Annotated in this window: 21 protein-coding genes; 8 read left to right on the top strand and 13 right to left on the bottom strand. The window is 71.4% G+C overall.

The features are described from left to right. Positions 1 to 101 precede the first annotated feature (101 nt). Positions 102 to 1703: a ricin-type beta-trefoil lectin domain protein gene (locus tag AB0C20_RS00540; RefSeq protein ID WP_357566903.1), complete on the top strand. Its 1602-nt coding sequence runs from the start codon at positions 102 to 104 to the stop codon at positions 1701 to 1703. Positions 1704 to 1742: 39 nt separating this feature from the next. On the opposite strand, the gene AB0C20_RS00535 is transcribed toward AB0C20_RS00540, so the two are convergent. The 6 genes from AB0C20_RS00535 to AB0C20_RS00510 form a co-directional block, all read right to left on the bottom strand. Continuing rightward, entirely contained in the window at positions 1743 to 2342 is a 600-nt protein-coding gene (locus tag AB0C20_RS00535) for a hypothetical protein (protein WP_357566902.1), read from the bottom strand. A gap of 56 nt (positions 2343 to 2398) precedes the next feature. Beyond that, entirely contained in the window at positions 2399 to 3865 is a 1467-nt protein-coding gene (locus AB0C20_RS00530) for a HAMP domain-containing sensor histidine kinase (protein ID WP_357566901.1), read from the bottom strand. Next, on the bottom strand, positions 3858 to 4550 hold the full coding sequence (locus AB0C20_RS00525) for a response regulator transcription factor (RefSeq protein ID WP_124822475.1): 693 nt from the start codon (positions 4548 to 4550) through the stop codon (positions 3858 to 3860). The genes AB0C20_RS00530 and AB0C20_RS00525 overlap by 8 nt, the downstream gene beginning before the upstream one ends. Positions 4551 to 4640: 90 nt before the next feature. Then, positions 4641 to 5147, bottom strand: coding sequence for a hypothetical protein (locus tag AB0C20_RS00520; RefSeq protein ID WP_357178412.1), 507 nt, complete (start codon positions 5145 to 5147; stop codon positions 4641 to 4643). 111 nt (positions 5148 to 5258) lie between these two features. Continuing rightward, positions 5259 to 6272, bottom strand: coding sequence for an aminoglycoside phosphotransferase family protein (locus tag AB0C20_RS00515; RefSeq protein WP_357566900.1), 1014 nt, complete (start codon positions 6270 to 6272; stop codon positions 5259 to 5261). A 55-nt stretch (positions 6273 to 6327) separates the two neighbouring features. Next, positions 6328 to 7500, bottom strand: coding sequence for an acetyl-CoA C-acyltransferase (locus AB0C20_RS00510; protein ID WP_357178418.1), 1173 nt, complete (start codon positions 7498 to 7500; stop codon positions 6328 to 6330). A gap of 196 nt (positions 7501 to 7696) precedes the next feature. Here AB0C20_RS00510 and AB0C20_RS00505 point away from each other — a divergent pair, with 196 nt between their 5' ends. Continuing rightward, positions 7697 to 8125 carry a PH domain-containing protein gene (locus AB0C20_RS00505; RefSeq protein ID WP_357178421.1) on the top strand — a complete coding sequence of 143 codons (429 nt, stop codon included), beginning with the start codon at positions 7697 to 7699 and terminating at the stop codon, positions 8123 to 8125. On the opposite strand, the gene AB0C20_RS00500 is transcribed toward AB0C20_RS00505, so the two are convergent. Both AB0C20_RS00500 and AB0C20_RS00495 read right to left on the bottom strand, forming a co-directional pair. Beyond that, a complete protein-coding gene (locus AB0C20_RS00500) occupies positions 8118 to 9029 on the bottom strand; it encodes a rhomboid family intramembrane serine protease (RefSeq protein ID WP_357178424.1) in 912 nt (303 codons plus the stop codon). The genes AB0C20_RS00505 and AB0C20_RS00500 overlap by 8 nt on opposite strands. A 94-nt stretch (positions 9030 to 9123) precedes the next feature. Continuing rightward, the gene (locus tag AB0C20_RS00495) at positions 9124 to 9654 is read right to left on the bottom strand and encodes a peptidylprolyl isomerase (RefSeq protein ID WP_238687540.1); all 531 of its coding nucleotides are present in this window, start codon (positions 9652 to 9654) and stop codon (positions 9124 to 9126) included. An 84-nt stretch (positions 9655 to 9738) separates the two neighbouring features. On the opposite strand from AB0C20_RS00495, the gene AB0C20_RS00490 reads away from it, so the two are divergent. Continuing rightward, positions 9739 to 10515, top strand: coding sequence for a hypothetical protein (locus tag AB0C20_RS00490; protein ID WP_238687541.1), 777 nt, complete (start codon positions 9739 to 9741; stop codon positions 10513 to 10515). A gap of 81 nt (positions 10516 to 10596) precedes the next feature. Here AB0C20_RS00490 and corA read toward each other — a convergent pair whose 3' ends face one another. From corA to AB0C20_RS00470, 4 genes are all read right to left on the bottom strand, one after another. Continuing rightward, the gene (gene corA, locus AB0C20_RS00485; protein WP_203119035.1) at positions 10597 to 11751 is read right to left on the bottom strand and encodes a magnesium/cobalt transporter CorA; all 1155 of its coding nucleotides are present in this window, start codon (positions 11749 to 11751) and stop codon (positions 10597 to 10599) included. A gap of 323 nt (positions 11752 to 12074) precedes the next feature. Further along, positions 12075 to 13169, bottom strand: coding sequence for a PLP-dependent aminotransferase family protein (locus tag AB0C20_RS00480; protein ID WP_357178429.1), 1095 nt, complete (start codon positions 13167 to 13169; stop codon positions 12075 to 12077). A gap of 106 nt (positions 13170 to 13275) precedes the next feature. Then, positions 13276 to 13734, bottom strand: coding sequence for an ester cyclase (locus AB0C20_RS00475; RefSeq protein WP_124770741.1), 459 nt, complete (start codon positions 13732 to 13734; stop codon positions 13276 to 13278). 83 nt (positions 13735 to 13817) lie between these two features. Continuing rightward, on the bottom strand, positions 13818 to 14210 hold the full coding sequence (locus AB0C20_RS00470; protein ID WP_030487774.1) for a CBS domain-containing protein: 393 nt from the start codon (positions 14208 to 14210) through the stop codon (positions 13818 to 13820). A 109-nt stretch (positions 14211 to 14319) separates the two neighbouring features. On the opposite strand from AB0C20_RS00470, the gene AB0C20_RS00465 reads away from it, so the two are divergent. The 5 genes from AB0C20_RS00465 to AB0C20_RS00445 all read left to right on the top strand — a co-directional run bounded on the left by AB0C20_RS00465 (position 14320) and on the right by AB0C20_RS00445 (position 18098). Further along, the gene (locus AB0C20_RS00465; RefSeq protein ID WP_181518408.1) at positions 14320 to 14772 is read left to right on the top strand and encodes an NUDIX domain-containing protein; all 453 of its coding nucleotides are present in this window, start codon (positions 14320 to 14322) and stop codon (positions 14770 to 14772) included. Next, positions 14769 to 15536 (top strand): hypothetical protein, encoded by a 768-nt coding sequence (locus tag AB0C20_RS00460; protein WP_357566899.1) that lies wholly within the window; start codon positions 14769 to 14771, stop codon positions 15534 to 15536. Before AB0C20_RS00465 ends, AB0C20_RS00460 begins: the two co-directional genes overlap by 4 nt. A 78-nt stretch (positions 15537 to 15614) precedes the next feature. Continuing rightward, entirely contained in the window at positions 15615 to 16346 is a 732-nt protein-coding gene (locus AB0C20_RS00455) for a phosphocholine cytidylyltransferase family protein (protein WP_124854040.1), read from the top strand. Further along, positions 16334 to 17401, top strand: coding sequence for an iron-containing alcohol dehydrogenase family protein (locus AB0C20_RS00450; RefSeq protein ID WP_179781433.1), 1068 nt, complete (start codon positions 16334 to 16336; stop codon positions 17399 to 17401). The genes AB0C20_RS00455 and AB0C20_RS00450 overlap by 13 nt, the downstream gene beginning before the upstream one ends. Continuing rightward, entirely contained in the window at positions 17376 to 18098 is a 723-nt protein-coding gene (locus AB0C20_RS00445; RefSeq protein WP_357178443.1) for a CDP-alcohol phosphatidyltransferase family protein, read from the top strand. The genes AB0C20_RS00450 and AB0C20_RS00445 overlap by 26 nt, the downstream gene beginning before the upstream one ends. Positions 18099 to 18131: 33 nt before the next feature. Here AB0C20_RS00445 and AB0C20_RS00440 read toward each other — a convergent pair whose 3' ends face one another. Further along, positions 18132 to 19400 carry a glycosyltransferase gene (locus AB0C20_RS00440; protein ID WP_357178446.1) on the bottom strand — a complete coding sequence of 423 codons (1269 nt, stop codon included), beginning with the start codon at positions 19398 to 19400 and terminating at the stop codon, positions 18132 to 18134. Positions 19401 to 19439: the final 39 nt, after the last annotated feature.

The following is a 19439-nucleotide window of genomic DNA, read 5'->3' as shown; positions in this document are numbered from 1 at the left end:
CCGCGCGCAAGGACCTGAAGCGCATTCACATCCGTTGATCCGCACGTTACCGTCTGGTAACTCAATCGACGTCCCGCGATTGAGCCGAAAGGAGTGCGTCGATGCCTGCAATTCCCGCCAGGCCCGAACGCGCGACCCGACGACGGGCCATCACCGTCGCCGTCGCCGTCGCCGCTCTCGTCCTACCGATGCTCGCCGGACCGGCCACCCCCGCCACCGCCGCCGACCGACCAACCGTCCAACCACTCCCCGCCAACCTCGAAGCCATCCGGGCCGCCGAGGCGACCGCCCTCTACGGCAGCCCGGCGATCCGCCCGATCGAGCAACGGCGTACCTCGTTGATCACCATGGGTGACAGCGAGATCTCCGGTGAGGGGGTCGGCAATTACGTCCCCGGCACCCACCAGGACGGCAACTGGTGCGACCGCTCGTACGACCAGGCGGTCTTCCGCACCGGCATCACGTCGGACGCGCAGTACAACATCGCCTGCTCCGGTGCCACCCCCTGGAACCTGATCGCCGGCGGCCCGACCCAGCACAACGAGCTGAACCAGGGCGACCACCTGGGCATCAAGGCGCGCAACACACACGTGAAGCTGATCTGGGTGGTGGTCGGCGCGAACGGCGACGGCACCATCCAGTTCGGCCCGGTCGCCACCGACTGCGCCGTCCGCCGGGTCTTCTTCCAGGGCGCCTGCTACCCCACCTACACCGACCAGTGGACGATCCGCACCGACGGCAGCCGGCAGGCCGTGGAGTCGGCGCTGACCGACATCCGGCAGACCATGACCAACGCCGGCTACCTGCTGTCGGACTACGAACTGGTGCTGATGTCGTACCCGAGCCCCGGCAGCCCCGACGTGGAGGACAACGCCAACTTCCCCGGCTGGTACTCCGGCGGTTGTCTGCTCTACCTGGCCGACGCGGCGTTCGCCCGGAACAAGGCGGTGCCGATGTTCGAGTCGGCGCTGCGCTCGGCCGCGGCGAACACCGGCACCCGCTACCTGGACGCCAGCCGGCTCTTCCACGGGCACGAGGTGTGCACCGACAACACCTCGGTCCGCGGCCTCTTCATCGAGGTCGGCATCTGGAACGAGAATGCCGCCCGACAGTCGTTCCACCCCAACGCCCGCGGGCACGGCATGTTCGCCCAGTGCATCACCCAGTTCTGGAACTCCGGGCAGACACGGGCGAGCTGCGTCGACCCGGCCAGCACCGGCGGTGGCGTGCTCTACCCGGGGCTGCTGGAGTTCAAGCAACTGCGCAACGTGGCCACCGGCACCTGTGTCGACGGCAAGGGGTACGACTCCCGCAACGGCACCGCACAGCAGCCGTACTCCTGCCACGGTGGGCGTAACCAGGGCTTCTGGTACGACTCGGCCCGACGGTCGCTGCACTCGGAGCTGTCCCACGACCGTTGCCTGGACGTCGCCAACAGCTCGATGACCGCCGGCACCACCGTCAACATCTACGACTGCAACGGCACCGGCGCGCAGCAGTTCGTCTTCGTGGGTAACCAGATCAGGCCGGCGAGCGCCAACAACCTCTGCGTGGCGTTCGACAACCCGCTGCTGGGCAGCTCTCGCCTGCGGTTGGCGAACTGCTCCAGCAGCACCAGGCAGCAGTGGTCGTTCGAGGCCCGTACCGCCGCCAACCCGGTCGGCTACGGTCACGACGACTTCATCGGCTCCCGCGTCTACTGACGAGGGCAGGGGCCCTGGCGTCGGCCAGGGCCCCTTCGCTCACTTGGCGCGGGGTACGAGGACGAGCCGGGCCACGCCCTTGTCGCCGTCCTTCGCGCCGGCGACGCCGAGCGTCGCGCCGACAGTCACCTCGCTCGGCTGCACCGTGGCCCGCCGCTCGACCACCCGCAGGTCGTCGCCGAAGGTCCAGGTCATGGTGAAGCCGTCGGTGGACTTGACGATCATCGAGTCGCCGTCGATCGCTGTCACCTCGCCGCGCTGCACGGCGACAGTCTGCGTACCGCCGTCCTTCGTCTTCACCACCGCCTCACCGTGCAGTGTGTTCTTGCGCAGCAGCACGCGGGCCTGGCGACGCTTGCGCCACTCCTCACCGCGCTTCTCCCGGGCCTTCTCCTTCGCGCTGGGGGACGCACCCGGCGTCGGCGTGGCCGGAGCGGCGACGGCCAGCACGTCCAGGTCGTCGGCGTCGAAGCCCATCGCGGCCAGCGCCTGACCCTCGACTCCCATGGCGGCGGCGACGTCGACGGCGACATCCCGGGCGGGCTGGCTGGCCACCTCGGCCGCGCCGCAGCCGCTGACGCCGAGCGCGACCGCCGCGAGCAGTGCCGTGGTGCCGGTGGCGATACCCCAACGTGGCATGACTCTTCCTCTCGTCAGTGGAGCCCCCAGCCTTCCCGGGAACGACGAGCGGAGCGTCAGGCCGATGTTCGGGTCAGGTAAGGATCACCGGGCAGGCGGACGGTGAAGGCGGCACCGCCCTCCGGCGCGTGCCCCGCGGCGATCTCCCCGCCCAACCGGCGGACCAGCCCGGCGGCCAGTGCCAACCCCAGTCCGCTGCCCACCTTGCGCACCCCCCGGTAGCGCTCGTGCAGCGCACCGCGTTCGAAGGCCACCGCCAGGTCGTCGTCGGTGAAGCCGGGCCCGCCGTCGCGAACCTCCAACACGCCGCCGTGCGCCGGGTCCGCGCCGGTCGGCCGGACCGCGAGCACCACCGGCGACCCCGGGGGTACGACCCGCAGCGCGTTCTCCAGCAGCCCGTCCAGCACCTGCCGGATCCTCCCCGGATCGGTGTACGCGGGCACCGGCCGACCGGGCGTCTCCACCCGGAACGGCACACCCACCGCCGCGCACCGACCGGACCAGGTCGGTTCCGCTTCCACCGCCAGTTGGGTCAGGTCCACCGGCACCGGTTCCAGGGGGAAGTCGGCGGCCTCCAGCCGGGCCAGTGCCAACAGGTCGCCGATCAGCCGGTCCAGGTGTTGGGCCTCGGCCAGCATCGTCCGACCGGTGTCCACAGTGTCGTCGGCGCCGAGCACCCCGTCGGCGAGCGCCTCGGCGTACCCCCGGATCGCTGTCAGCGGGGTGCGCAGCTCGTGCGAGACGGAGAGCAGGAACTCCCGCTGTCGGCCCTCGCTGGTGGCCAGCGCGGCAGCCAGACCGTTCAACGCCTCGGCCAGGTCGGCGACCTCGTCCGGCGACTCGACAGGCACCCGGACGGCACGGTCACCCGCGCGCAGCCGGGCGGCGGCGGTGGCCGCGACCCGGATCGGCCGGGCCAACCGACGGGCCAGCAGCAGCCCGGCCACCACACCGGCGGTCAACCCGGCCAGCAGCGGCAACCAGAGACTGAGCAGCACCCGGGCCCACAACCCGTTGGCCAGCGGACGGGAGAGCACCACCCCGTTGCCGCCGGGCAGGGCCCGACCCTCGACCAGGGCCCGCTCACCGTTGACCGAGCGGCGAGCCGACACGTTGCGGCCCTGCCCGATCCGCTGCACCACCCGGGGTGGCAGACCCGCCCGGTCGACCGCCCCACGGCGGATCAGGTACGCGTCGATGCCCTGGTCACGCAGTTGCTGGATGAGCCGTTCCTCGTCGGCGCTGCGACCCCGGTCGAGGCGGGTCCGCAGCACCTCGGCGGCGAGTCGGGCCTGGGCGGCGAGCGCCTCCTGCTCGCTGCGCTCCGCGCCACGGATCGCCAACGGCACCGCGACGATGGCGGTGACCAGCACCGACACCAACGCCACAGCGCAGGTGACGAGCACCGCGCGGGCGGTCAGCGTACGGCCGAGTCGGCTTCGTCGGGGTGCGGTGGGTGGGGCGGCGCCGACCACCGGCAGTGCCATGGTCGGCGACTCGACGTGCCCGGGGTGGTCAGGCATCGACCGCGTACCCGACGCCGCGATGGGTCCGGATCACACTCGCCGGGCCGAGCTTCGCCCGCACCTGGGCGACGTGCACGTCCACCGTCCGGGTGCCGGCGTGCGCCGCGTAGCCCCAGACTCCGGCCAGCAGCTCCTCCCGGGTGAAGACCCGGCCGGGCCGGGCCATCAGGTGGGCCAGCAGGTCGAACTCGGTGGAGGTGAGCTGCACCGGGGCGCCGGCGGCGGTGACCGTGCGGCGGGCCGGGTCGAGCGTCACCGGGCCGACGACACGTGGCCGGTCCGCGCCCTCCGGGCCGCCGGCAGATCGGCGCAGCACCGCCCGGACCCGGGCAACCAGCTCCCGGGGGCTGAACGGCTTGGTGACGTAGTCGTCGGCGCCCAACTCCAGCCCGACGATCCGGTCCACCTCGTCGTCGCGGGCGGTGAGGAAGATGACCGGGGTCCAGTCGCCGGCCTCGCGCAGTCGGCGGCAGATCTCGGTGCCGGGCAGACCCGGCAGCGCGATGTCCAGAACGCAGGCCACCGGGCGCAACCGGCGGGCCGCGCTCAGACCGGCCTCGCCGTCACGTTCCAGGTGGACGCCGAACCCGTCCCGGGTCAGGTAGAGCCGGACCAGGTCGGCGATGGCCGGCTCGTCCTCCACGACGAGGACGAGCCCGCGATGCGGTGGTTCGACGGTCACCGGCCCATGATTGCCGACTGGGAGGCCTCGGCGCGATCGGTGTGTGTTCGAGTTCGGTAAAGGCGGAGTGACGCCCGGGTCGGGGTCAGCTCACCAGGACGGAGCGAACATCCCGGGCCGGGCGGTGGCCGGTGCGTCACCGATGCTGGCGACGACCCGCGCGCCGGGCGGCCGTAGGCGGGTCCGGAACGCCTGGTTGAGCAACGCGTCGAGCTGCCAGACCTGCTTCGGGTGACTGGTCCGGATCAGGAACCGCTCACGGATCCCGTCGATCGCGGTGGCCGCCATCTCTACCGACTGCAGCCGCGGGTCCGGGCTCCAGGTGACGTTGCTCAGCTCGCGCAACTCGGTGTTGAGGTGCAGACGCAGTCGGTGCAGGAGCCGGGTCTGCTGGGTCACCACCAGGCGGCGGTGGGTGAGTAGCAACAGGTAGTCGCCGGTGACCGGGCGGTCGGGGCGGCTACAACGGGTGACCAGGATGGTGGCGTCACCGGAGCCGACGCAGCGCCGGAAGACCGGCATGTGCCGGCTCACCGTCTGCACGGCCAGGCCAGCCTCGGCGGCGGCCGGGAGGAACGTTCGGGAGAAGACGTCCATGACCTGCCCAACGACGCCCCCAGCAGGGTGACGTGGGTCACGCGGGATTTTTGGAAGTTCCACGCCGCCTGTCGCACTGCCTGTCCGACTTCCGACTCGGACGGATCATGGTCAGGAGTTCGGCTGAAGTGGACTGGCGGCGAACAGCTCCTCCAGCCAGCCCGGGACCGCGTCGGCGTACTCGGCGCGGGACTCCTCGGTAGTGTCCAGAGCCCGACGCCAGGAGAGCGACCGGCTCACCGGCCCCAGGCCGATCGCGAGGTCGGCGGCCTCCACGAGGGTCTGCCGGTCGTACCTGTCGGTCCACACCTCCAGGTACGCGTCTCGCAACCGCACCAGTTGGGCGTCGTGGGGGGCGAGCTTCCCGGCGTGCCCGATGGAACGCAGGGTCACCAGCAGCGTGCCGAACGGGTGCGCCACCGAGGCGTCGCCCCAGTCGAAGTACCGGTACCCGGCAGCGCCGGCGAACACGTTGCCGTCGTGCAGGTCGTCGTGTTGCACCGTCGCCGGAATGCCGAGGTCGGCGAGCCGGCGACACCGCTGCGCGTACGCCGGCAGCTCGGCCCGCAACCGCTCGTGCACCTCCGGACCGAGCCCGCCCTCGGCACCGATCAGCAGCGCCTCGTGATCGTCGAGCAGCTCGGCGAAGAGGCCAGCCAGCACCTCCGGACGCTGATCCGGCACGCCCAGGGCGACCAGCTCGTCGGCGCGCGACGCGCTCGCCAGTTGCAGCGCCGCGTACCCGGGCAGCGCCCGCTCCCAGTGCGCCAGGTCGGGGTCGCGGGCCAGCACGTCGCGCAACGACTCGCCGCCGTCGGGCAGCAGCGACCAGCCCTGCGCCGGGTACACAGCGATCGGCGTCAGCACCCGGTCGGGCGTCAACTCGGCGAGCGCCGCGATCAGGACGGCCTCGTGCACGGTGCCCGGGTTGTTGGCCTTGAACCAGACCGGACCGTCGTCGGTGGGCACCCGCCACACCAGTGACCAGGGCCGCAGCCTCGGCTCCACCAGACCGGTCACCCGTCGGCCGGCCCGGCTCAGCTGCGCGTCGACCCAGGATCGGGCCCGCACCTGCCACTGCTCGCTGGACCAGTCGGGGGCGCGCTCACCGGCGATCGTCGTCACGCTGGGCACCTTAGGCGGCCGTTCCGCGTCGAGGCGAGGCGTTTTCCGCCCCGCGTCAGACCAGCTCGACGATTGTGGCGTTGGCCATGCCGCCACCCTCGCACATGGTCTGCAGGCCGTAGCGGATGCCGTTGTCCCGCATGTGCTGGAGCATGGTGGTCATGATCCGGGCGCCGGAGCCACCGAGCGGGTGGCCGAGGGCGATCGCCCCGCCGCGCGGGTTGAGCCGCTCCGGGTCCGCCTCGGTCTCGGCCAGCCAGGCCAGCGGCACCGGGGCGAAAGCCTCGTTCACCTCGTACACCCCGATCTCCTCGATGCCCAGCCCCGCGCGGCGCAGCGCCTTCGCGGTGGCCGGGATGGGCGCTGTGAGCATGGCGACCGGGTCGTCGGCGGCGACCACGGCGGTGTGGATCCGAGCCAACGGGCGCAGGCCGTGTCGGCTGGCCCAGTCGGACGTGGTCACCGCGAGGGCCGCGGCGCCGTCGGAGATCTGGGACGCGGAACCGGCGGTCACCACGCCGTCGGCGCGGAACGGGGTGGCCAGCTCACCCAGCTTTTCCAGGGAGGTCTCCCGGCGGATGCCCTCGTCGGCGGCGAACTTCCCACCGTCGGCGAGCGGCACCGCTGCCAGCTCCGGGTCGAACGCGCCAGCGTCCTGCGCGGCTGCCGCCTTCTCGTGGCTGGCCAGCGCGAACTCGTCCAGTTGGGTGCGCGAGAGGCGCCACCGTTGGGCGATCAGCTCGGCCCCGACCCCCTGGTTGAACGGCAGCGGCGCGTCGTCGGCGAAGCCCTCGACGCCCCGGTAACGGGCGCGAAGCTGGTCACTGAAGGGCATGCCGCCGGCCACGCTGGAACCCATCGGCACCCGGGTCATCGACTCCACGCCGCCGGCGACCACCAGGTCGGCCTGACCGGAGAGCACAGTCGCGGCGGCGAAGTGCAGGGCCTGCTGGCTGGAGCCGCACTGGCGATCCAGTGTGGTGCCGGGCACCGTCTCGGGCCACCCGGCGGCGAGCACGCCGTTGCGGGCGATGTTCCACGACTGCTCACCGACCTGGGACACGCAGCCCCAGAAGACGTCGTCGACCTGGGCCGGGTCGAGCCCGGTGCGCTCGGCGAGGGCGCGCAGCACGTGCGCCGAGAGGTCGACCGGGTGGACGCTGGCGAGGCTGCCCTTGCGCCGCCCGACCGGGGTACGTACCGCGCCGACGATGACCGCGTCACTCATGTTTACTCCCCGGTAACTTGGGCTGCCCCGATCCTACGTCGTCCGGCGCCCACGGCACCGCCCCCAGGCCCTCCCGCGTCGATCATGGAGTAGTGGTGGGTAGAAGTTTCCACTTCGCACGATATGGGGGGCACCACAACTCCATGATCGACCCGCGCGAGGCTACGATCCGGCGGACCGCTGGCATGCTGGGCGGGTGGATGAGATCTCCCCGAACCGGCAGTGGCGGGTCCCGGCAAGCCTGCCGGCGGCAAAACTCGCCGGTGCGGTTCTGCTGATCGCGCTCGGGTTGCTCCTCGCCGACGGCGACGCGGTCCGGCTGGTGCTGGCCATTCTGGCCGCCGCCGTCCTGGTCGGCTGGGCGGTACGCGACCTGGTCGCACCGGTCCGGTTGGCGGTGGATCCGACCGGACTCACCGTCATCCACGGGTTCGCCGGCCGCCGGCTGCTGCCCTGGACGACCATCGAGGCGATCACGGTGGATCGTCGACCGCGGTTGGGGCTGACGTCCGAGGTTCTGGAGATCGACGCCGGCGAGTCGCTGCACCTCTTCGGCCGATTTGAGCTGGACACCACCCCGGAGGAGGTCGCCGCCGCGCTGCGGGCCGCCCGCCCGGTTACGTGAGCAACTGGGCAGTCCGGAAGAGCACCAGCGCGAGCAGAATCAGCAGGATCAGCGCCCCACCGGTGACCTGCACGAGCGTGCGCCGACCACGCGGCGCGTACGCGAGCACCAACGCCATCAACGCGCCGACCACAAGGCCGCCCAGGTGCCCGGGGATCGAGATGCCCGGCACGGCCAGCGTGAACACCAGGTTGATCACCAGGATCGGAATGATCCGGGAGATGTCCCGGCCCAACTTGCGCTCGATGATGATCAGCGCGGCGAACAGACCGAACACGGCCGTCGACGCGCCGACGGTGGCCGCCCGCGGGCTGCTGAACAGGTAGGCGGCCACGTTGCCGCCGAGGCCCGCGATCAGGTAGAGCGCGGCGAACCGCACCCGCCCGAGGTTGGCCTCCAACGACCGGCCGAGCACCCACAGCGCCCACATGTTGAGCAGCAGGTGGAGCACGCCGTAGTGCAGGAACATCGCCGTGACCAGCCGGTACCACTGGCCCTCGGCGATCCCGCCGAGCGTGTAGTCGGAGAGGTAGGCCCGGCCGAGCACCGCACCCCACTCGGTCAGCGGCGTGCTGCCACCCATCAGGCCGCCGAAGCCGGAGCCACCCACAGCCGCGTCCCCACCCCGCGCGGAGGCGATGGACACCAGCAGGAACAGCACGTTCACGGCGATCAGCGCCTTGGTGACATAGCCGTGCCGGCCGGCCGTACCGCCGCCGAAGGCGGTACGCGCCGGCCGGACACTGCGACGTCCCTCGTTGACGCATTCCGGGCACTGGTGCCCGACCGCGGCATCCCGCATGCAGTCCGGGCAGATCGGCCGGTCACAGCGGGAGCACCGGACGTAGGTCTCCCGGCCGGGGTGCCGGTAGCAGACCGGGGTGGTCGGCGGAGACTCGCTCACCGGGCCGACCCTCCGTCCAACACCACACGGTCTGCTGGCACCGGCCGTGCTCCGGAGCGCTCAATCATGCGAGCAAAGGTACCTCGCCAGTCGCTCAGGAAGCGGACCGCTCGATCTCGACCCGCTCGATGACGACGTCCTGGAGCGGACGGTCGCTCGGACCGGTCGGGGTGCTCGCGATCGAATCCACGATCTTCACCGACTGCTCGTCGGCGACCTGGCCGAAGATGGTGTGCCGGTTGTTGAGGTGCGGCGTCTGGGACACCGTGATGAAGAACTGCGAACCGTTGGTGCCCGGTCCGGCGTTCGCCATCGCCAGCAGGTACGGACGGTCGAACCGCAGCTCCGGGTGGAACTCGTCGGCGAACTTGTAGCCCGGTCCGCCCCGGCCGGTGCCGGTCGGGTCGCCCATCTGGACCATGAAACCGCTGATCACCCGGTGCGAGATGGTGCCGTCGTAGTACGGACCACTGCCCGGCTGACCGGTGCGCGGGTCGGTGTACTCACGGTTGCCCTCGGCCAGGTCGACGAAGTTGCGGACGGTCTTCGGCGCGTGGTTGGGGAAGAGCTCCAGCCGGATCGGGCCAGCGTTGGTGTGCAGGGTGGCGTAGATAGCCTCGGCCACGGGTACTCCTCACTCGTTGGTCAGTTCCATGCGGATCCTCCCATGTGCCCGATCTGGCATCGCGGAGGCATCCGAAGGTGGAGGATGACGAAGGAACAACTCCCAGGAGGTAGGACCGTGTTTGGATTCGGGCGGCGTAAGTCCCAGGGGCAGCTGGCAAAGGCCGAGCTGAACCAGAGCATCAGCCACCTGATGCTGGCAGCCAACCACGCCGCGAAGGGCGCCGGCGCGACCGTCGGCCCGCGGGTCCAGGTGGCCCGGGGTTACGTCGCACCGACCGCCGCGAAGGTACGCGACCGCGCGTCGACCGGCTGGGGGACGACTCTCACCACGCTGGCACCGCTGGCGGCGGCTGCTCGTGACGGCGCCGCGCAGGCAGGGCCGCTGACCAGGAAGGCCAAGTCGAAGACCATGCGGATCACCGGTAAGAAGAAGCAGCCGCGTCGTCGCGGCTCGATGATGACCGGCCTGTTGGCGGCGGGTGCCATCGCCGGCGTGGCCGGCGCGGTCGCGCTGCGTCGCCGCCGGGAGCAGCAGGAGTGGGCCGAGTACGACCCGACCCGCAGCACCCTGGAGCCGATGCGCGACGAAGTCGACTCGATCGAGGTACGTACGCCGTCCGCCGCCCGCGGGTCCGACGGGTCCGCCATGTCCGGCGCGGCGATGACCGGCGCGGGCAGCTCGGCGGTGGCCGGCGGCTCCAGCGCCAGCACCACCGCCCCGGCCAAGCAGACCGGTGTCCGCCCGACCGACAAGGTCCCGTCGGTCGCCGAGGGCGCCACCGACGTCTCCGGTCGTCCGACCGACGATCTCACCAAGGCGCTGGGCAAGGACACGGCCCGCACCAACGGCCGCCGCTGACGTCAACAGCAGCGCATCGGGCGCCGGCGAGTGGGTCCACCCACTCGTCGGCGCTTTCGCGTGCGCGGCACTATCGCAGGATCAGAGCCAGCCGTTGCGGCGGAACCAGCGGTAGAGGGCCAGCGAGACGCCGAGCATGAGGGCCAACACCACCGGATAGCCGTAGGTCATCTTCAGCTCGGGCATGTTGTCGAAGTTCATCCCGTAGATGCCGGCGATGGCGGTCCAGACCGCGGCGATACCGGCCCAGGCAGCGATCTTGCGCATGTCGTTGTTCTGGTCGACGGTGACCTGGGCCAGCCGCGCCTGGAGGATCGAGTTCAGCAGGTCGTCGTAGGAGTTCACCTGCTCCACGGTGCGGCTCAGGTGGTCCTGCACGTCCCGGAAGTACTTGCGGATCTCCTTGGGCACGTCCCGGTTGACCTGGGAGGTCAGCGTCATCAGCGGCCGCTGCAACGGCACCACCGCCCGCTTGAACTCCACCAGCTCCCGCTTCATCTGGTAGATCCGCTGGATCCGCCCGTGGCCGTGCCGGTCGAAGACCTCGGCCTCCAGCATGTCCAGGTCGTCCTCGATCTGGTCGGCCACCTCCAGATAGAGGTCGACCACCCGGTCGGTCACCCCGTACGCCACAGCCCACGGGCCGTGCAGCAGCAACTCCTGCTTGGTCTCCAGGTCGGCGCGGATCGGGGCGAGCCGGCAGGCATCGCCGTGCCGGACGCTGATCACGAAGTTCGGGCCGATGAAGAGCATCACCTGCCCGGTCTCCACCACCTCGGAGTTCTCGGTCAGCTCGGTGTGCTCGCAGTAGCGGGCGGTGCGCAGCACCAGGAAGACGACGTCGCCGAACCGCTCCAGCTTGGGGCGCTGCTCGGCCTTGACCGCGTCCTCGACCGCCAGCTCGTGCAGGCCGTACGTCTCCGCGATGGCGGTCATCTCGGCCAGCTCCGGCTGGTGCAGACCGATCCAGACGAAGCCGTGCTCCTCGCGGCGGGCAGCGGCCAACGCCTCCGCGTAGGTCCAGTCGCCGGGCTGCCGCTTGCCGTCGACGTAGAGCGCGCAGTCGACCACAGCGCTGCGACCGGTGCCCGTGCCCGTCGGGGCCGGCACGGGCGGCGAGCCGTCGGCGTTGAGGATCCGGGTCATCGCCCGGACCGGGGAGGGCCACGCCCGAGGTCGTAACACCCGACCGGTGGTCGACGGTGCCGTCCGGTCCCGCTCTGTCCGATCCGTCATCGCGTCACCTCCCACGCTCGGCTGCGGCTTGCAGGCTACGCCGATCGCGGTCGAGGACCGGTGTGACGGCGGTCGCGTGGGGGCGGCGCCGGGCGGGCCGGGCCGCATCGGGGGGTGTGCGGGGGACGACACGGCCCACCCGGCACCTGTGGGGGCGGGAGGTTGTGCTGCCGCGTCAACCCGGCGGGGCCGGCCCGGAGGCCGGGCGGTGTGTCTCCGCAGCTGGCGGGGTGACGCTCGCAGCATTGTGGGCCAGCCGGCCGCCCGGAGGGGAGCCCCGGGACGGCCGGCATCGTCGTTCTGTCAGGAACCCGACAGTTACGTCAGCTGCGGACGGCCTCGACGGCCGAGGCGAGCCGCCGGACACCCTCGTCGATCTTGTCGGCGGTCACCGCCGAGAAGGCCAGTCGGAGAGCGTGCCGCCCGCCGTCCAGCACGAAGTCACTGCCCTTGACCACGGCGACTCCACGCTCGGCCGCCGCCGGGGCGAGCCGGTCGACAAGCACGTCCTCCGGGAACTCCACCCAGAGGAAGTAGCCTCCGTCGGGCTCCACGAACCGAGCCTGCGGCAGGTGCCGGCGCAACGACTCGGCGAGCACTTGGGCCCGCTCGCCCAACGCCGCCCGGACCGTCTCGATCGAGCGGTCGATGTCACCGGAGACGCAGAACTGGTGCACGATCGCCTGGGACACCATCCCGGGGGAGATGTAGAGGCTCGTCGCGTTCTTCGCGATGGAGGCGATCAGGTCGGCCGGGCCGACCAGGTAACCGACCCGCACACCCGGGCAGACCGTCTTGGTGAAGCTCGACGCGTGCACCACCACGTTGCGGGTGTCCAGCGAGAGCATCGACGGCAGCGCCTCGCCACGGAAGCGGATGTCCGCGTACGGGTCGTCCTCGAAGATCGTGAACTCGTACTCGGCGGCCAGGTCGAGGAGCTCCCGGCGCTTCTCCAGGGACAGCGTCATGCCGGCCGGGTTCTGGTAGTTGGGGATGACGTGCGCGAGCCGGGGGCGGACCCCGGACTCCAGCAGCTTGCGCAGCTCGGCAGTGTCCAGGCCATCCGGCTGGACGGCGATGCCGTGCAGCTCACTGCCCATCCGCTGGAGGTTCAGCAGCGTCCGGTCGTACGTCGGGCGCTCCACCACCACCGCGTCGCCGGGGCGGACCAGGTGGTCGAAGAGGAATGCGTCGGCCTGAAGCGACCCATTGGTGACCAGCACCTGGTCGGCCTCGACCCCGTGCTTCTCGGCGATCCACTTTCGCAGCGGAAGGTACCCGACGGAGGTGCCGTACGCCGTCACCCCAGCGGGGTCGGCGTCGAAGGCGCGGACGGCGGCGGCCTTGAGCCCCTCGACATCGACGATGTCCAGCGAGGGAGCCCCACGGGCAAAGGAGATCAACTGCTCGGCGGTCATGGATGTTGAGCGTACGGGCGGCGGCGGGGGACGCGCGGTCGGCACGGCGATGTCCGCATCCTGAGCCACCGGGTCGGGTGACCCCACTGGGCCGGTCGGCGGCAGATCAGACCGGAAGGGCGAGCGCGTCGTGCTGCGCGGCCCGGGAAAGTCCCTCCAGCTGCACGCCGAGCGCGTCGAGGAGCTGACTCCAGTCGAAGTAGGAGCGCCAGGCGGTGATCCGACCCTTGCGGGCCCGGACCACGTCGGCCACCTCCCAGCTCACCAGCCGGCCGGTGGGCGCGACGGTGCCGTACGGCGAATGCAGGGTGCCGGTGTGGGTGCCGGTCAGCCGCAGCTCGACGGCGGCGCCACCGCCCGTGCGGACCGCGCCCATCGGGTCGACCCGCAGATCCGGAAAGGCGCCGGTCCAGGTACGCAGCAGCGCGGGCAGCTCGATCGGACGGACCGTCACGCCCGGCATGGCGTAGAACGCCTCCGGGGCGTAGAGATCCGGCAACCGGGCCACGTCCCGACGCAGGAGCATGGCGTACTGCTGCTCGACCAGCCGCTCCGCGTCGCGCATCGGGACCTCCCCCACGGGCCACGGCATCTCCGCGCCCGCAAGGGATGTCTACCCATCGCTCCGGCCCCGCACACCACAGTCGGTCAGGTAGTGGCGACCGCCTGGCTCTCCGACCAGACCCGCATGATGTCCCGCACGGAGATCACGCCGGCCACCTCCCGGCCGTCCAGCACCACCAGGTGCCGGAATCCGCCCCGGGCCATCGCGGCGGCGGCCTCGGCCACCGTCCACTCCGGCCCCGCGTAGACCACGTCCCAGGTCAGGTGGGCGCCGGTGCGTTCCACGTCGCAGTCGAGGCCGGCACCGATGGCCTTCAACACGTCGCGTTCGGTCATGATCCCCACGCCCTCGGAATCCGGGTCGATCACGACCGCCGACCCGACACCGCGGGCCGACATCATCCGGGCCGCCTGGCGGAGCGTGTGCTCCGGACCGACGACGAGGACCTGGCTGGACATCGCATCCCGTACCTGCATCACACATCACCCCTTTGGGACGGTGGCATTCGGTACGGACATGGTGGTCGGTGGATGTTTCCGGGACAAGAGCGGCATCGCACAAGCTGCGGACGCTGGCTACTGTCGGATGGTGTCCACCGAGCCCCTGCGCTGCGCCGGCGCGCTGATCGTCGACCATGACGGCCGCATCTTCTTTCAGCGCCGCTCACCACACCGACGCCTGTTTCCCAACTGTTGGGACATCGTCGGTGGCCACGTGGAGCCGGGCGAGGACATCGACGAGGCACTGCGCCGGGAGATCACCGAGGAGACCGGCTGGGTCCTCTCCCACGTCCTGGGGCAGGTGGGCGAGTACAGCTACGTCGGCGACGACGGCCTGGCCCGGACCGAGTACGACTTCCTGGTCCGCGTCGACGGTGACCTCGACCGCCCGATGCTCGAGGCCGGCAAGCACACCGAGTACCGCTGGCTGGCCGAGCACGAGGTGACAGTGCTCGACGAGCACCGCGACGTCAACGACGGGCTGATCCGGCGGATCGCGGAGGAGGGCTTCGCCGTCCTGCGGTCGATCGGTCTGTGAACGCCGTCGAAGTCGCGCCCCACCGGATCGCCGGGCTGCTCGCACCGGCAGTGGACCGGACCTTCCGCGCCGGCATCCTGGCCGGCCGCGACGGTGGTGGCGCCGAGTTGTCCCAGCGCTACGGCGGAGTCACCGCCACTGGCTTCCTGGTCGACCTGCGCACCCGGCTGGCCGCACCCGGTGGCACCGTCGACGGGCCCGGCTTCGCGGCGATCACCCGCTACCAGGACCCGGTCGCCTGCCGGCGGACTGTGGACAAGCAGGTGGCCCACGGGATGATCTACCGCGGCACGGACGGCGCACTGTCCGCCACCGAGCGGGGCGCCGCCTTCCTCACCGAGCTGTACCAGGTGCACGCCGAGGTCACCGAGGAGTTGTGGGCCGGCCACGACGACCGGGTGGCACGGCTGGTGGCCATGCTCGGCCGACTGCTGTCGTACGCCCTGGTGCTGGCCGACGAGGAGGCGAACCCGGTCGCCTCCTCCTTCGCCGCGCTGGCGCCCCCCTACGAGCCGGACGGCACCCCGTCGGGCGTGCTGCTGCTCAACCGGCTCAGCACCCTTCGATACCACCGGGCCGACGCGCACGCCGCCGCCTGGACCGCCGCCGGGCACACCCCGTCGAGCATCGCCGCCCTGCCGGCCGGCCCCGAGCGGCTCGCCATCGAGTTGGAGACCGACCGGCGGGCCGCCGGCCCGTACGCCGTGCTCAGCGCGGAGGAGCGCCTGACCATGCTCGCCGACCTGGCGGCCTTGCCCGGCTGACCCGGTTGGCCGGAGCGGCGCACCCGGCCGGCGCTATCCTCCACCGGTGACGGGAGCAGGACTAGGGAGGATGTCGCGATGATCGGAATGGTGCTCGCGGCCGGAGCGGGACGACGGCTGCGCCCGTACACCGACACCCTGCCCAAGGCTTTGGTGCCGGTGGACGGCGAGACGACGATCCTGGACATCGCGCTGGGCAACCTCGCCGAGGTCGGGCTCACCGACATCGTGATCGTCGTCGGCTACGCGGCGGACGCGGTCCGCGAGCGGCAGGCCGACCTGGAGAAGCGGTACGGGGTCACGCTCACCCTTGTGCACAACGACAAGGCCGAGGAGTGGAACAACGCCTACTCGCTCTGGCTCGCGCGGGAGTACTTCGCGCGCGGGGTGCTGCTTGTCAACGGGGACACAGTGCACCCGGTGAGCGTGGAGAAGACCCTGCTCGCCGAGCGTGGCCCAGGCATCCTGCTGGCCGTGGACACCCTCAAGCCGCTGGCCGAGGAGGAGATGAAGACCACCTTCGACGCCGCCGGCCAGCTCACCCGGATCACCAAGATCATGGACCCGGGCGAGGCGTACGGGGAGTACATCGGCGCGACGCTGATCGAGCCGCAGGTCGCCGACGCGCTCGCCGACGCGCTGGAGGCGACCTGGCGACGGGACCCGAACCTCTACTACGAGGACGGCTACCAGGAGTTCTCCGACCGGGGCGGGGAGGTGCGGGCGGCGCCGATCGGTGACGTCCCGTGGGTCGAGGTCGACAACCACGCCGACCTGGCCCGCGCGCGGGAGATCGCGTGCCTCTACTAGCTCGGAGCGTCCTCACCCCGCTGCACATCGACGTGCGACGCGGGGCGGTCGCCGACCTGGGCGCGATCCTGGCCGACGGGCGGATCTCCTCCGGGGGCGACGTCGCTGTGGTTGTCGGCCCGGGTCAGGGTGCCCAGATCGCTGAGCTGATCCGACCGTCGCTGCGTTCGGCGGACGTGTTCACCGTCTCCGGCGGGACGCTGGACGCCGCCGACGACCTGGGCGGCAAACTCCGCGCCCGGTCCTACGACGCGGTGGTCGGCATCGGCGGCGGCAAGACCATCGACGTGGCCAAGTACGCGGCGACCCGCCGAGGGCTGCCGATGGTGTCGGTGGCGACCAGCCTCGCCAACGACGGGATCGCCTCCCCGGTGGCCAGCCTGATCACCGACGGGATCAAGGGCTCCTACGGCGTACACATTCCGATCGGTGTGATCGTCGACCTGGACTTCGTGGAGAGCGGCCCGGACCGGCACAACCGGGCCGGCATCGGCGACGTGATCAGCAACATCAGCGCGCTTGCCGACTGGGAGCTGTCCCGACAGGTACGCGGTGAGCCGGTCGACGGGCTGGCCGCCTCGCTCTCGCGGGCCGGCGCCGAAGCGGTGCTCAACCACCCCGGCGACATGAGCGACGACGCCTTCGTGATCGTCCTCGCCGAAGCGTTGATCTCCAGCGGCCTGGCGATGGCTGTCGACGGCACCAGCCGTCCGTGCAGCGGCGGCTGCCACGAGATCATGCACGCTGTCGACTCGCTCTTTCCGGGGACCGCCTCGCACGGCGAGCTGGCCGGGCTGGGTGCGCTGTTCTGCACCTGGCTACGCGGAGATCTCCGCCGCTTCGGGGAGATGTCGGCCTGCCTCGCCCGGCACGGTCTGCCCCGGCTCCCCGCCGAGGTGGCGCTCACCGACGACCAGTTCATCGAGGCGGTGCAGTTCGCGCCGCGTACCCGGCCGGACCGGTACACCATCCTCGAACACCTGGCACTGTCGCCTACCGAGACCCGGGAGCGGCTGGCAGACTACGCCGGTGCAATCCGCGACCAGCTTGGCTGACCCCCGTCCCACCGTCGCCGACTTCCACCGGGTGAACCGGGGCGGCGGCCTGTTCAGCGAGTCGATCAGCCAGTGGCTGGGGGCCGTGTTCGCGCTCGTCGCCCAGCGGCTCGGGCTGCGACCGACAGCGTTGACTATCACCAACCTGGTGCTCGGGCTGGCCACCTCGGTCACCGTGGTGGCGCTCGCCGGCCCGGTCGCCGCCGGGGACGTACCGGCCTGGGTGGTCGGCCTGCTCGCCCTGGTCGGCTGGCAGGTGGCGTACTCCCTGGACTGCGCGGACGGGCAGCTGGCCCGGGTGACCGGCCAGGGCAGCGCGGCCGGCGCGCGCGTCGACGTGCTCTGCGACGTGGCCGCGCAGATCGCCCTGGTGGCAGCGCTGGGCGCCACCGCCGTGGCGCAGGAGCCGGGCACGCCGACCTGGCTCGTGGCGACCTTCGCGGGCACCTGGATGGTCAACCTGGTGACGTCGGTGATGCAGGCCGGCCCGAACGCGGCCAGCATGGTCACCTCGACCTCGCTGCCGGTGCGCCTGGTGAAGCTGGTCCGCGACTACGGCGCGGTGATCTTCGTGGCCGCCGTGGTGCTCGCCGTGGCCCCCGCGCTGGTCCTCTGGGTGATGGTCGCCTTCACCATCGTCAACGGGGGCTTCCTGCTGGCCAGCATCGCCTTCTCCGCCCGCGCCTCCCTCCGCTGACCCCCGCCCCCGCGCGACCTTCAGGCTCGCCGATCATGGAGTAGGGGTCCGGGCCAGGCCCGCGTAGATGTCGATGAGTCGCTTGGTGACCACGTCGGGGTGGAAGGTGCGCTCGTAGCGGGCGCGGGCTCCCAGGGTGAGCCCGGACGCACCGGCGCGGGCGACCGGCAGGGCGGCCGCGAGCGCGGCCGGTTCCGGGGCGACCACCCAACCGGCCTCGCCCAGACCGATCCCCGCCGGCATGGCTGACCCGCCGCCGCCCCCGGCGACCGCGGAGGCGATCTCGGCGGGCCCGGTGCCGGCGGGCTCGTGCGGAGCGTCGGCACCGACCAGGTACGGAATGCCGCCCAACGCCGTCCCGAGCACGGGTCGGCCGTTCGCCAACGCCTCGATGATCACGGTGGGCAGCACGTCGTGCCACATCGCGGCGGCGATCACCACAGCGCTCGCCTCGACCGCGGCCTGCACGCCGGCCCGGTCGAGCTGACCGAGGTAGACCACGTCGGGTCGCTCGGCGGCGGCTGCCTCCACGAGCGGGCGCAGCTCGCCGTCACCGGCCACCCGCAGCGTGCCCAGCGAACCCACCGGGTGCCGACGCCAGGCGTCCAGCAGCAGGTCGACGCCCTTCTCCGGGGAGAGCCGGGCCATGTAGAGGAACCCGTCACCCAGCGGCGCCGGCCGACCGGGATCGGGGACGGAGTTCGGCTTCACCACGATGCGTTCGTCGGGAATGCCGTAGTCGCGGAGGTGATCGGCGATGGCCGAGGTGAGCGCGATGTACCGGTCCACCGAGCGCCAGGTGCCCCGGTGCACGGCCAGGGTGGTCGCCATCAGCGCGCTCTGCACCGCCGAGTCGCGGTAGCAGCGGTGCTTGATCGCGGGCACACCCAACGCCCGACCCTTGCAGTCCTGACAGATCACGCCGTCGCGGAAGTAGATCCCCGACGAGCAGACCTGACGGTAGTTGTGCACCGTCTGCACCACCGGCACGCCGTGCCGGTGCGCGGTCCGCACCACCCAGGGCGAAATCAGGGGGTACGGGTTGTGCAGGTGCAGAACGTCCGGTCGGTGCTCGGTGAGCAGCCGGCTCAGGTCGTGCTGGGCGCGCGGTGCCCAGATCGGCGAGATCGGCAGCAGCGCCTTCGCCGACTTCGACATCGACGGGATCTCGTCCGAACTGCGGATGAAGGGCAGCACTTCGACGCCAGCGGCGGTGAGCTGGGCGATCTCCGAGTCGACGATCGTGTTCTCACCGGAGGGCTGGGCTTCCCGGTACCGGTTGTGTGCCACCACGATTCTCACGGAGCTTGCCTCTCGTTCGCGATTGCGGGACTCGCAAGC

Origin of the sequence: Micromonospora sp. NPDC048843, assembly GCF_040649965.1 — a bacterium.
In the GTDB taxonomy this organism is placed as follows: Bacteria; Actinomycetota; Actinomycetes; order Mycobacteriales; family Micromonosporaceae; genus Micromonospora; species Micromonospora hortensis.
This window is presented reverse-complemented; position numbering and strand designations above follow the sequence as displayed.